This window comes from uncultured Senegalimassilia sp., assembly GCF_934636665.1.
Lineage (GTDB): Bacteria > Actinomycetota > Coriobacteriia > Coriobacteriales > Eggerthellaceae > Senegalimassilia.
Genome location: NZ_CAKUAT010000016.1, coordinates 1 through 12,401 on the forward strand (window position 1 = coordinate 1; position 12,401 = coordinate 12,401).

Below are 12,401 nucleotides of genomic sequence, written 5' to 3' on the forward strand. Positions count from 1 at the left end.
ATTGCAGATTGCAGATTGCAGATTGCAGATTGCAGATTGCAGATTGCAGATTGCAGATTGCAGATTGCAGATTGCAGTTGATGAAGCTATTGGGTTAGGAGCATTGGTTATGTCGGTTATCTTGAAGTCTCCGGGTGAGATTGAGGCTATGAAGGCTGCAGGGCAGCTTTCCGCCGAGGTGTTGCGCAAGGTAGGGGAGTTGGTAAAGCCCGGTGTCTCTACTTTGGAGCTTGATGAGTTCGCCGAAACCTATATTCGCGAGCACGGGGGAATCCCGGCTTTCAAAGGCTACGGTGGATTTCCTGGGACGATCTGCGCATCGGTAAACGAGCAAATCGTTCATGGCATTCCCTCGAAAAAAGTTGTGCTTCGGGACGGCGATATCCTCAGCGTCGATACCGGTGCAACCGTTGATGGTTGGGTTGGGGATAATGCCTGGACGTTCGCGGTTGGGAAGATCTCCGAGCAAAAACGAAAGCTCCTCAAGGTTACCGAGGAATGCATGTGGGCTGGTTTGGATTGCGCCGTCGCGGGTAACCATTTGGGCGATATCGGCCATGCTGTGCAATCGATTGCCGAGAATGCCGGCTTCGGCGTAGTTCGTGAGTATGTTGGCCATGGCGTTGGCAGAAGCATGCATGAAGAGCCGAACGTCCCAAACTATGGACATAGGCATTTTGGCTTGAAGCTGCAGGTTGGCATGGTACTGGCTATCGAGCCTATGATCAATATGGGAACCAGAAAAGTGCTTCAGGGCAAGGATGGATGGCTGGTCAGCACGCGCGATGGCAAGCCCAGCGCGCACTTCGAGAAGATGGTCGCCATCACCGAAGCCGGCCCCGTGATTCTCACCACCGAACCAGACCATAGGCGTCCTCTGTAACACGACCTTAAGGTATGTATAGCAAAGGGCGGGCGTGCAGCGCGTATACACGCTGCACGCCCGCCCTTTTTTTAGCATTACGAGAGGACAATTGGCAAGGGCCTTCTACTTCAGCTGCTTTCCGTTTGTGTCCCAGTAGAAGCGCTTGAACTTGCGAATCTGGTTCAGGTGCATGATCTTCGCCCACATGTTGTGTTTGAAGGAATCGGGTGCGTAGTGCAACGGGTAGGGCTCATCGGTGGCCTTCAGAGCCTTCAGGGCCTGAGCAAGGCGCTCCTGGTTGTCCATGCTGCGCTTGAGCACATAGGCGGGTACGCAGCAGTACAAGAACGGGTTATAGGCCTCGTGATACTCCACCGGCTGGCCCATGACGAACTCGCGCACGATCAACTCGACGAAGTTCTGTCCGCCAAGGCTCATGTAGTAGGTGTTGCGCCCGCAGCGCGTGTTCACCTCGAAGAAGCGGAAGCTGCCGTCGCGGCTGTCGTACTTGATGTCGAAGTTGGCGAAGCCGCGATAGCCCACATGCGACAGGAAGCGCTTAGCGCACGAAATGATGGCCTCCTCGCGCTCGCCCATGATGCACAGCGGGTTGCCAAGCGCGGTGGGGTCGTGGTCCTGCAGGCAGACCACGCCGCCTGCCACTACGCGCATGTTTCCGGAAGCGTCCGAGAACGTGGTAAGCGTGCGGATGGCGTCGTCGCCGCCGGGGATGAAGTCCTGCAGCACCAGCAGGTTGTTGTAGTCCGACGTGCGGATGCTGCGCCAAACCTGCGCAAGCTCTTCGGGGCTTTCGATCTCGTAAATCTTTCGCCAGCCTTCGATGGTGGGCTCGGCATCTTGGAACTGGGCCGAGTTGGAAGGCTTGGCGATAAGCGGGTAAGGGAACTCGCTGACGGGAAGCTCGTCGGGGCCGTTGCCGCAGTCGAAGTACCAGGTTTTCGGGAACGGGATGTCGAGCTCCTCGCAGATCTCGTAGAAGCGGCGCTTTTGCGTGATATCGTCGAGCAGGGGGAAATCGATGTAGGGAACCACGTAGCCAAGGTCCTGCAGGCGCTGCTTGCCCTGCGAGAGCATGCGGGCATGGCAGTCGTCGCAACCCAAGATGATCAGCGTCTTCTCCGGATGCGCGCCGTGGACCTCCTTCGCGATGCGCTCGAGCGCGTTGTAAAGGCCCTCCTGCTCGTGGATATGCGGCTCCAAACGATAGTCGGTGAAACGGCTTTCGGAGAGCATCTTGATGTTTTGCGTGGCAAGCACGATGGTGCTTTCGATACCGAAGGCGCGATGCAGTTCGCGCACGTAGCTGTAGGCAAGGATATCGCCGCCTACCACCACCGGTTGCAGCAGGCGCGCAACATCTTCGGTGCAGGTGATAGGTGCGGGGTCGACGTTTGCGGTCATGAAATCTCCTTTGAGACCCGATAACGTATGCAGCCTTGCATTATCGCACACGCCGGTAGCCGCGCGTAGGCGTGACGCGCGTTTCGTGGAAAGTGCCCATAGGGCGAGCCGGTGGCGTATGATGGGCGAATGCAAAACGCCGGTCGGCGAACCTGTAAGAAAAGGAGCTTTCCAAAGCATGTGCGGATTCGTGGGATTCACCGCCGTTGATTTCGATGAGGGCGTCAATCGCGCCATCGTCAAGGATATGGCGGATCGCATTATCCATCGCGGCCCTGATGATGAGGGCTTTTTCGTAAACGATGATGTGGCTATGGGCTTTCGCCGCCTGTCCATCATCGACCTTGAGGGCAGCCACCAGCCCATGCAGAACGCTGATGGCAGCGTGACCGTCACGTTCAACGGCGAGATCTACAACTTCCAGGAGCTGCGTGCCGAGCTTGAGGGCATGGGCTACCAGTTCAAGACCAACGGCGACACCGAGACCGTCGTGCATGGCTATGAGGCCTGGGGCACGGGCGTGTTCGAGCGCCTGCGCGGCATGTTTGCCATCGCCATCTGGGATGCCAAGGAAAAGCAGCTGGTGCTGGCGCGCGATATCTTCGGCATCAAGCCGCTGTACTACCAGCATGAGGGCCGCCGTCTGATTTGGGGCAGCGAAATCAAGTCCTTCCTGGCGCACCCGCGTTTCAAGAAGGAGTTGAACCGCGAGGCGCTGCCGCAGTACCTGTGCTTCGAGTACATGAACGACTCGCAGACCATGTTCAAGGACGTCCATAAGATGACGCCCGGTCATTTCATGGTGCTCAAGGACGGCAAGGCCACCATCGAGTGCTTCTACAAGATCACCTACAAGATCGACCGTTCCAAGGGCCTTGAGGAATGGGCCGACATCATCAAGGATACGTTCGACGAGAGCGTGCGCGCCCATGAGATCGCCGACGTGGAGATCGGCAGCTTCCTGTCCGGCGGCATTGACAGCTCGCTGGCCGCGTACTGCATGGGCCAGCATCACGACGAGGGTGTGAAGACATTCTCCGTGGGTTATGACATCACCGGCAGCGAGGAGCAGCGCGACAAGGCTGAGAACGCCGGCTTCAAGATCAAGCTGGACGAGCTGAAGGATGCGCGCGAGTTCGCCGAGTGGGCGGGGCTTTCCAACAAAGACGTGCAGGTCACGGCCAAGGAGTTCTTGGACATCGTTCCCACTGAGCAGTACCACATGGACGAGCCGCTCGGTGCACCGTCGGCCATCCCGCTGTACTTCGTCAGCCAGCTTGCTTCTAAAGAGGTGAAGGTGGTGCAGTCCGGCGAGGGCGCCGACGAGCTGTTCGGCGGCTACTGGATCTATCACGACCAGTACGAGTTCTCCAAGTACTTCAAGGTGCCCCGTGCGCTGCGCGCGGCCGGCGGCGCGGTCGCTCAGATGCTGCCGCCGTTCCATGGGCGTCACTTCGCCATGCGCGGTTCGGGCGGCCCGGAGAAGAGCTATCAGCGCGCGTGCATGAACTACATGTGGGACGAGGTCCCCAACGTGCTGAAGGGCTACAACGGCCCGTGCAAGCCGTGGGAATGGTGCAAGCCGCACTTCGACGAGGCCGCGGTGCAGACAGGCGGCGGCGACGTGATCACGCAGACGCAGTACGTGGACATGGTCTCCTATATGCCCTACGACATCTGCCTGAAGGCCGACCGCATGTCCATGGCGCACTCCCTCGAGCTGCGCGTTCCCTTCCTGGACAAGAAGGTGCTCGACGTGGCGCTGCAGCTGCCCACCGATTGCCGCGTCACCGACGAGCACTCGAAGTACGCGCTGCGCCGTGCGGCCGCCCACTTGGGCTTCCCGCAGAAGGTGGCCGATATGCCGAAGCAGCCGTTCATTACGCCGCTGACCGTGTGGCTGCAGACCGACCTGTACTACGAGCGCATCAAAGAGGCGTTCACCAGCCCCGCAGCGCACGAGTTCTTCAACGTGGACTACCTGATGAAGATGCTTGACGACCACCGTAGCGCCGACTTCAGCACGCAGGAAGGCCGCTCCAAGCTCAAGATGATGCGCATCTGGAACGTGTACTGCTTCCTGTGCTGGTACGAGGTGTTTTTCGGCGAGACGTCGAAGCAGTACGCCCCGAAGACGCAGGTGGCGTAAACGGGTTTGTGCATGAGTGCGTAGGCGTGTGGGTTTTCCGTCGCGAACGGACAGATAAGGCTACGTCCCCAAAGTGTCCGGGTGACGGTTTGCTTGATCTCGCCTGCATAGGGAAACGAGAAACGGCCGCGGATGGTTCCGCGGCCGTTTGTTTTGCATGAGGCTACTTTTCCCAGGCGATGAAGGCCCAGGTGATCACGCGGGGGTTGCGTAGGCGCAGCGCCTTTTGCACGCCGCCGTGGCCATCGGGCGATCCGGCGTGCTCGTTGGGCACGAGGTTGTCGTTGAGCCAGGCGTGCAGGCGCACGTAGGCGGCTTGACGCTGTCGTTCGCCGACGACGGCGCCGGCGGCCCCGTCGATCATGCGGCGCAGGCTTTCCGCAGCCTGCTCGGGAGTGTCGAAGGTGTCGTTGCGTTCGGAGCGGATGAAGTCGACCTGGGGGAGGATTCCTTCTGCGGCCAGGATGTTGATGGCGTACAGGTAGTCGGGGCACAGCGCATCCTTAAGCCCCAGCTCGGCCATGATGCGCTCGTCGGTGCGAGGGCTTGAGCCGGTGGTCAGCGTGATGCATACGCGCCGACGCGCGATGTCGGTTAGGCGCAGCAAGCTATCGCGCAGGTTGGCGGTGGCGATGCTGCGGGAGGCGGTGCACACGTCCACCATGCCCGGGCGTACGCCCTTAGCCGCCCAATCTTCCTCCCAGCTCAGCTGCATGGGGAAGACCGTGTGGACATTGGCCTGCTTAAGCGCTTCCGACATGCGGCCAAGCATGCCGCGCGAGAAGTCGGCGGCAACCACCTTGTGGCCGGCAAGCCCAAGCGGCACGGCAAGCGCCCCGGTGCCGCATCCCATATCGAACACGGTTTCCCGGGGCCGGATATCCGCCAGCTCGATGAAACGTCGTGCGTAAGCGCTGGGTTCGGTGCTGGTGGGGAAGGTGTGAGAGCGGGAATCCCAGTAGGAGGGGTCGTCGGCCTTGCGACGCGCCTGTTGCAGGGCCATCCATTCCGCGTTCCAATCGGTGGTGGTGAGGATCGGGGTGAAGGGCTGCGCGTCGATGGCGGATTCGACGTTGATCTTGTCGGCCGCGGCGTTTGAGCCGAATGACTTGGTGGATGCCGGGGTTCGGTCGAGTCGGCTGCCGTCCGTTTGGTCGGTGGATGTGCCCGTGAGGTCAAGTTGGGAGCACCTCGTCTGCTTGAAGGACGAAGCGGGTTCGGGCGTGTTGTTTCCGGCCATTTTGAGCATCCCTTCCATGAAACGGCTGTGCAGCCGATATATTCGTTAGCACGTATAACCATAGTATCCGATTGCGCGCCCGCCTAAGCGACGGACGGGCAATCGTTCTCAGATAAGGAGCATACCATGCATGTAGAGCTGCTCTACCACACCCCTGATCCGGAGCGTGCCATCGCCACGGCTGCGCGCCTGTGCTACGCGCCTGTAGGCGCCGCCGAGCTGATGGAGACCATGCCGCCCGAGCGCATCAAGAGCGTGCTCACCACCATCATGTCCTCGGGGCATTTCAGCACTCTTGAGCATGCAAGCTATACGTTCGCCGTCGACGGCGTGTCGCGAGCGCTTACGCATCAGCTCGTGCGTCATCGCATCGCCAGCTTCAATCAGCAAAGCCAGCGTTACGTGAAGTTCACGGGCGAGGTTGCGGTGGTGAAACCCGAGAGCATCGCGGGCAACACCGAGGCATCCGAGGCGTTCGACAAAGCCATTCAGGCAGCAGTGGATGCCTACCATGCGCTGCTCGAGGCGGGCGTGCCCGCCGAGGACGCGCGCTATCTGCTGCCCAACGCTGCGGAGAGCAAGATCGTCATCACCATGAACGTTCGCGAGCTGCTGCACTTCTTCAGCCTGCGCTGCTGTAACCGCGCTCAGTGGGAGATCCGCGATATGGCGCACCGCATGCTGGAGCTGGCGCGTCCCACGGCTCCGTTCATCTTTGCCGATGCCGGCGCCCCCTGCGTGCGCGGTGCGTGCCCGGAAGGTAAGATGACCTGCGGAAACCCGTATCCGAAAGTCACGCGTGAGTAACGTGGCGAAACCGAAGAGCGACCTTTCCCGCGCGTTTTCCGAGGATGGCGCGCGCAAGACGCACGTGGGCGGCCAGGCGCTGCTCGAGGGCGTGATGATGCGCGGCAAGTACAACTGGGCCGTGGGCGTGCGCGAGCCGGATGGCGGCGTGTACGAGGAATCCCATGACCTGGCAAGCGGCCGAGCGAAGAACGGCTGGATGTATTGGCCATGCGTTCGCGGATGTCGTGCCATGGTGGAATCGCTGGTGTTGGGATACAAGGCGCTCGAGATCGCCGCGCTCCATGCGTTCAGCGAGGATGAGGAAGACGAGGCCGATTCGGCGCTCGTGCAGCGGGCGAAGGTGACCGGTTCCGACGGAATCGCTGCGAAGGCTGCAGCTTCGATGCGGCAGGCGGAAGCTTCCGGGTCCGGCAAGCACGCTGAGGAGAAGGCGGTCTTTGAACCTTCGGTGGCGGAGGACGCGGCGGGCGTAGGCGCCGCTTCGTCGCATCCGCTTGTCGGCGATGCCGATGTGGAGTCGCCAGCGCATTTGTCCGCTTGCAACCCTGATGGCGAAGCTCCCGTGTCCGCGCCTACGCCTGCAGATGCCGCGTTCTCCTGGAAGGATGATTTCGGCCGCCCCGACACCATGATCGACGCCTTGGGCGCTCAGCGTTCGCTGGAGGTGGTTTCCGAGCCGACCTCGGCTGATGGCGCTTCCGCTGCGGCCGCGAGCGCTTCTTCGCCGAAATCCGACGGCGATGCGGTGTTCGGCAAGAAGGAGATGGCGTTTTCCATGGTGCTGGGCCTGGTCATGGGCGTGGTGCTGTTCATCGTGGCGCCTGCGTTCATCACGAACCTGCTGGTGGGCGAGTACGATGCGCATACACTGGCCTGGAACATCGTGGACGGCCTTTTGCGCGTGGCCGTGTTCGTGTTCTACATTTGGCTGATCGGGCGCATGAGCGATATCAAGCGCATGTTTGGGTATCACGGCGCCGAGCATAAGACCATCCACTGCTACGAGCATGGGCTGCCGCTCACCCCGGAAAATGCGCGGCAGTTCCCTCGCCTGCACGTGCGCTGCGGCACGGCGTTTCTGATCATGGTGATGATCATCGCCATTTTGGTGTACACCGTCACGCCGCTCAATGCGCTTATCTCGGCGTGGGGCGTGCCCGATGGCGCCCCGAAGCTGGCGCTCGTCATCGCGGCACGCATCGCGTTGATGCCGGTGATCGCGGGCATCAGCTACGAGATCACCGTGCGCTGGGCGGGCAGCCATCCGGAAAACCCGCTGGTGAAGGTGGTACTGTGGCCGGGCATGCAGATGCAGTATCTGACCACTAACGAGCCTGATGATGGCATGCTCGAGTGCGCCATCGCCGCCATGCAGCAGGTGCTCGAGCGTGAGGAGCTTGAGGCGGCGAAGGCCGCTGCCGCGGCTAGAAGCGCTCAAGCGTAGGCTTAGCTGGTTACATAAGCGAAGAAGAAAGGCGGCTTGCGAGGGGATCGCAAGCCGCCTTTCTTCTTCATGTTGCGTCTATTGGTTCGCGCAGGCGATGAGCGGTAGATATTGCTGCGCGGCGGCCGGGACGGCAAGGTCGATGCTTTGGCCGTAAGCGCTTACCGTGACGTAACCGGGGGTGTTGTACGTGGTGAGCGTGGCGGGGACGCCCGCAGCGGAACCGGATACGGTGTTGGCGGGCACGGCGTTGGCGGGAAGGTCGGCAACCTGCCAATCCTTGATGTCGAGGTTCTCGATGCAGGTTTGCACTTGCGAGGACGAGATGCCCGTGGCGTTGGCGATGTCCCAGGTGTGGGCCAGAAGCGCATCGGAAACGGCGTCTTTGACGCCCGATGCATCGATAGCGGAGTTCATGGCGGTGGTCTTCACGCTGCTTGCTGCGTTGGCAACCGGGGCTGCGGTGGATGTGGCGGGCAATAACGCGCTTGCGCAGCCTATGCCAACGCAAACGACCAGAATGCTCCCAAGGCAAACTCCCAGTGCTTTTCGTACCATGCGACGCTCCCTTTCCGCCCGATGGGCGGCCTCCATGTTGCTACGTACGGGCAGGATGCCGTCGGTGATGCTGTGATGCGGCTATTGCGCTGCGAAGATGCGGCGGTTCGACGGCTCCTTGATGCTAAGGTTACGCGAAGGCGGGCAGCGGGGACCAAGGTTCTCGAAACCATCGCGGTTCCTTCGCGCGCCGCCGACGAAATCAACACGCATTCTGCAATTTCGCGGTATCGTCGTGTATAAGGCGGCCGGTTTTGCGTCGTTCGGGGCGCGTGCGGGCGGCTCGCGCAGAATCGCAAGCTCATCTTCGCCGTCAATCGTGTATAGTACCCCCTGCGCCGCCCGCGACGTTTCGCCGCGCGGCGCTACTATCCCCGCACACGTAAAACTACGAATGGGGCAACCGTGTGAACGATAGGGCCGCAAGGGCGGCCGGAGCAGGCAAGGAGGGTGCCGCATGAAGCTGGTGGTGACCGAGAAGAACGACGCGGCGACGAAGATCGCGGCGTTGCTGGGCGTGAAAAAGCCCAAGGCTGACAAGGTGTATTCCACGCCGGTGTATCGGTTCGAGGTGGATGGCGAGGAATGGGTGACCATCGGCCTGCGCGGCCATATCTTAGAGCCCGATTTCACGCCTACTCTTATATATAAGAAGCGCGGCGGCTGGCGCGGCGTCACCGCGGAGGGCGAGGCTATTCCGGCGCAGCTGCCCGCAAGCTTGGCGCGCCCGCCGTTCAAAAAGAAGAAGCCCTTCATCGAGGACGGCGTTGAGCTGAAGGCGTGGAAGATGGACGCCTTGCCGTATCTGATTTATGCGCCCATCGAGAAGCTCCCGAAGGAGAAGGAGATTATCCGCAGCCTGAAGAACCTGGCGAAGAAGGCGGATTCCATCGTCATCGCAACCGACTTCGACCGCGAGGGCGAGCTGATCGGCTCCGATGCCCTGTCGTGCATCCAGGAGGTCAATCCCACGGCGCCGGTTTCCCGCGCCCGTTACAGCGCTTTCACGAAAGAGGAGATCACGCACGCGTTCTCCAACCTGGTGGAGCTTGACACGAACCTGGCCTCGGCCGGCGCATCCCGCCAGGACATCGACCTGATCTGGGGCGCGGTGCTTACGCGCTATCTTACGCTCGTGAAGTTCGCCGGCTACGGAAACGTGCGCAGCTCCGGCCGCGTGCAGACGCCCACGCTGGCGCTGATCGTGGCGCGCGAGCGCGAGCGCCTGGCGTTCATCCCCGAGGACTACTGGGTGATCAAGGGCACCTTCGATGCCGCCGCGACCGCCGGTCCCACCGCCGGCGACGGCGAGCTTGCCTTCACGGCGCCGCACTCCACGGCCCGCTTCAAGGACGAGGCGGCGGCGAAGGCCGCCATGGCCGCTGTGGCCGGCGCGGCAAGCGCCACGGTGGCGGCGGTGGAGAAGCGCACGCGCAAGCAGCAGCCGCCCGTGCCGTTCAACACTACCAGCCTTATGGCCGCGGCCTCGGCAGAGGGCCTTTCGCCGGCGCGCACCATGCGCATCGCCGAAAGCCTGTACATGGACGGCTACATCTCTTACCCGCGTGTCGACAACACGGTGTATCCTAGCTCGCTCGACCTGGCCGAAGTGGTGAAGACCATCTCGGGCAACCCGGCGTACGCCCCGTATTGCCAGCAGCTGCTCTCCGCCGGCGAGCTGCACGCCACGCGCGGCAAGAAGGAGACCACCGACCATCCGCCTATCTATCCTACGGCCAAGGCCACGCCCGACGACCTGGCTCCGGCCGATTACAAGCTGTACAACCTCATCGCGCGCCGATTCCTGGCAACGCTGTCGGATGCGGCCGTGGTGGAGGGCACGAAGGTCACGCTTGAAGTGGGCGGCGAGCATTTCGCGGCCAAGGGCGACGTGCTGGTGACGCCGGGCTATCGCGCCATCTACCCGTACGGCATGAAGAAGGACGAGCAGCTGCCTGCCATGAGCGAGGGGCAAGAGGTCGCCTTCAACGGCGCCGAGTGCACCAAGAAGCAGACCGAGCCGCCGGCGCGCTACAGCCAGGGCAAGCTGATCCAGGAGATGGAGAAGCTGGGCCTGGGCACGAAGTCCACGCGCCACAGCATCATCGAGCGTCTGTACACGGTGAAGTACATCCAGAACGACCCCATCGAGCCCAGCCAGCTGGGCATGGCGGTTTGCGACGCCCTTGACAAGTTCGCCCCGCACATCACTCATCCACAGATGACGGCAGAGCTGGAAGAGGAGATGGACAACATCGCCGAGGGCCGCAACACCAAAGACGCGGTGGTCACCAACAGCCGCAATCTGCTCTCCGAGCAGCTGGCAAACCTGCTGCCGCATTCCGAAGAGGTCAAAGACGCCCTGGCCGATGCCGTGGCGGCCGACGCCTACGTGGGCAAATGCCCCAAATGCGGCAAGGACTTGCAGATCCGCGTTTCGCAAAAGACGCGCGGCATGTTCATCGGCTGCGCCGGCTGGCCGGATTGCGACGTCACCTATCCGCTGCCGAAGGGCAAGGTGGAGTCTCTGCCCGACCCGTGCCCGACGTGCGGCATGCCCCAGGTGAAGGTGACGGCGTTCCGTTCCAAACCGCGCACGTTGTGCATCGACCCGAACTGCGAGACGAACAAGGAACCCGACGTGGTGGTGGGCGAGTGCCCGAAGTGCGCCGAGGCCGGCAAGAAGGCCAAGCTCATCGCGCAGAAGAACCCGCGTACCCTGAAGCGCTTCATCCGCTGCGAGAACTATGACGAGTGCGGCGTGGGTTACCCGCTTCCGCAGTACGGCGCCATCACGGCCACCGACGAGGTTTGCGAGCACTGCGGTGCGCCCATGGTCATCGTCACGACCGCGCGCGGCCCATGGAAGCTGTGCCCGAACTTCAGCTGCCCGGGCAAGGAGATCGAGGCCGAGAAAAAGGCGGCTGCAAAAGAGGCGAAGGCGGCGGGCAAAAAAGCGCCGGCAAAGAAGACGGCTGCGAAAAAGCCCGCAGCAAAGAAAACCGCCGCGAAGAAAACGGCGAAAAAGACCGAGTAGCACAAGCACGAAAGTCGAGTAGCGTAAGCTAGCAATAAGCGCCTGCAAAGTGAAGAAGGCGGCACCCGAAGCGGGGGTGCCGCCTTCTTGCATAGTGAGTCAAAACCTCCGTATCGTTTCGACTCACTAACTTTTGCGGGTAAGAAAATGACGCGGCAATTGGCGTGGGCGGCGTGCCCGAAGTCATGTGCTACTCCTTGCCCCATTTCCAGGTTTCGGGGTTTTCGGGCGTGCGCCAGCTCCTCCAGCTTTCGGCCCCTGCGATGTTTTTGGTGCCGTCGATGATGATGTCGAGCCCTTGGTGGAAACGTTCTGCGCCGCTAGAGTCGCTGCGGATTGCCGCCCAGTCGCCATTGCCGAACGGATCGTCGCCATTTGCTTGTTGAGTGCATAATTCCGTGACCTCGCGGTCAATAAAGCCGGAAAGATACGCCCGCATGGTGCTCCACATGGAATCGTAGACCCCTCGAGGAATGCCCTGGTCAGTGTGAAGTAGGTAAGTATTGCGGTTGTGTTCCATGGGCCAAGCGATTTGCGTTTGCATTTGCATGAAGCGCACACGCGCATGCTTGAGCGAGTTTTCGCGAATCGAGCCGCAAATGCGGTGCAAGGAATCCTCCCAATATTCGCCGGGAATGGGCTTGTTATCGATGTTTTGGCGCATTTTTGCAAGTACGAGAAACAGCAGCTGCTTTTTCGAGGGAACGTAGGTGTAGACGCTCATGGTGCCGATGCCGAGTTCGTCGGCGAGGGCGCGGATGCTGAACTTTTCATATCCTCGTTCGTCAATCATGCGGAATGCGGCGTTTACCACTTCTTCTTGGGAAAAGGCATGTGCCCCGCGCTTCTGATGTTTCTTGGTCACGGTGATCTGCC

At 61.4% G+C, this 12,401-nt stretch carries 9 protein-coding genes; 5 read left to right on the forward strand and 4 right to left on the reverse strand.

Going from position 1 to position 12,401, the window contains the following annotated elements:
- Nucleotides 1–109: 109 nt before the first annotated feature.
- Nucleotides 110–883, forward strand: coding sequence for a type I methionyl aminopeptidase (gene map / locus Q0G75_RS07230; RefSeq protein WP_294416864.1), 774 nt, complete (start codon nt 110–112; stop codon nt 881–883).
- 105 nt (nt 884–988) lie between these two features.
- Here the strand turns inward: map and Q0G75_RS07235 are convergent, their stop codons facing one another.
- Nucleotides 989–2,287 (reverse strand): hypothetical protein, encoded by a 1,299-nt coding sequence (locus tag Q0G75_RS07235; protein ID WP_294416824.1) that lies wholly within the window; start codon nt 2,285–2,287, stop codon nt 989–991.
- Nucleotides 2,288–2,465: 178 nt separating this feature from the next.
- Here Q0G75_RS07235 and asnB point away from each other — a divergent pair, with 178 nt between their 5' ends.
- On the forward strand, nt 2,466–4,436 hold the full coding sequence (gene asnB, locus Q0G75_RS07240) for an asparagine synthase (glutamine-hydrolyzing) (RefSeq protein WP_294416826.1): 1,971 nt from the start codon (nt 2,466–2,468) through the stop codon (nt 4,434–4,436).
- A gap of 163 nt (nt 4,437–4,599) precedes the next feature.
- Here asnB and Q0G75_RS07245 read toward each other — a convergent pair whose 3' ends face one another.
- Entirely contained in the window at nt 4,600–5,676 is a 1,077-nt protein-coding gene (locus tag Q0G75_RS07245; RefSeq protein WP_294416829.1) for a methyltransferase domain-containing protein, read from the reverse strand.
- Nucleotides 5,677–5,802: 126 nt separating this feature from the next.
- On the opposite strand from Q0G75_RS07245, the gene thyX reads away from it, so the two are divergent.
- Both thyX and Q0G75_RS07255 read left to right on the forward strand, forming a co-directional pair.
- Complete coding sequence (gene thyX, locus Q0G75_RS07250; protein ID WP_294416831.1) at nt 5,803–6,483, forward strand: FAD-dependent thymidylate synthase; 681 nt, start codon at nt 5,803–5,805, stop codon at nt 6,481–6,483.
- Nucleotides 6,476–7,930 carry a DUF1385 domain-containing protein gene (locus Q0G75_RS07255; RefSeq protein ID WP_294416832.1) on the forward strand — a complete coding sequence of 485 codons (1,455 nt, stop codon included), beginning with the start codon at nt 6,476–6,478 and terminating at the stop codon, nt 7,928–7,930. The genes thyX and Q0G75_RS07255 overlap by 8 nt, the downstream gene beginning before the upstream one ends.
- A gap of 78 nt (nt 7,931–8,008) precedes the next feature.
- Here Q0G75_RS07255 and Q0G75_RS07260 read toward each other — a convergent pair whose 3' ends face one another.
- On the reverse strand, nt 8,009–8,488 hold the full coding sequence (locus Q0G75_RS07260) for a hypothetical protein (RefSeq protein ID WP_294416834.1): 480 nt from the start codon (nt 8,486–8,488) through the stop codon (nt 8,009–8,011).
- 457 nt (nt 8,489–8,945) lie between these two features.
- On the opposite strand from Q0G75_RS07260, the gene Q0G75_RS07265 reads away from it, so the two are divergent.
- Entirely contained in the window at nt 8,946–11,525 is a 2,580-nt protein-coding gene (locus tag Q0G75_RS07265; RefSeq protein WP_294416836.1) for a DNA topoisomerase I, read from the forward strand.
- A 190-nt stretch (nt 11,526–11,715) separates the two neighbouring features.
- Here Q0G75_RS07265 and Q0G75_RS07270 read toward each other — a convergent pair whose 3' ends face one another.
- The gene (locus Q0G75_RS07270; protein WP_294416838.1) at nt 11,716–12,390 is read right to left on the reverse strand and encodes a TetR/AcrR family transcriptional regulator; all 675 of its coding nucleotides are present in this window, start codon (nt 12,388–12,390) and stop codon (nt 11,716–11,718) included.
- Nucleotides 12,391–12,401: the final 11 nt, after the last annotated feature.

Excerpts from the sequence above, each read along its gene's own strand:
- map (WP_294416864.1), top strand. The coding sequence starts at position 110 with ATGTCGGTTATCTTGAAGTCTCCGGGTGAGATTGAGGCTATGAAGGCT.
- Q0G75_RS07235 (WP_294416824.1), bottom strand. The coding sequence starts at position 2,287 with ATGACCGCAAACGTCGACCCCGCACCTATCACCTGCACCGAAGATGTT.
- asnB (WP_294416826.1), top strand. The coding sequence starts at position 2,466 with ATGTGCGGATTCGTGGGATTCACCGCCGTTGATTTCGATGAGGGCGTC.
- Q0G75_RS07245 (WP_294416829.1), bottom strand. The coding sequence starts at position 5,676 with ATGGCCGGAAACAACACGCCCGAACCCGCTTCGTCCTTCAAGCAGACG.
- thyX (WP_294416831.1), top strand. The coding sequence starts at position 5,803 with ATGCATGTAGAGCTGCTCTACCACACCCCTGATCCGGAGCGTGCCATC.
- Q0G75_RS07260 (WP_294416834.1), bottom strand. The coding sequence starts at position 8,488 with ATGGTACGAAAAGCACTGGGAGTTTGCCTTGGGAGCATTCTGGTCGTT.
- Q0G75_RS07265 (WP_294416836.1), top strand. The coding sequence starts at position 8,946 with ATGAAGCTGGTGGTGACCGAGAAGAACGACGCGGCGACGAAGATCGCG.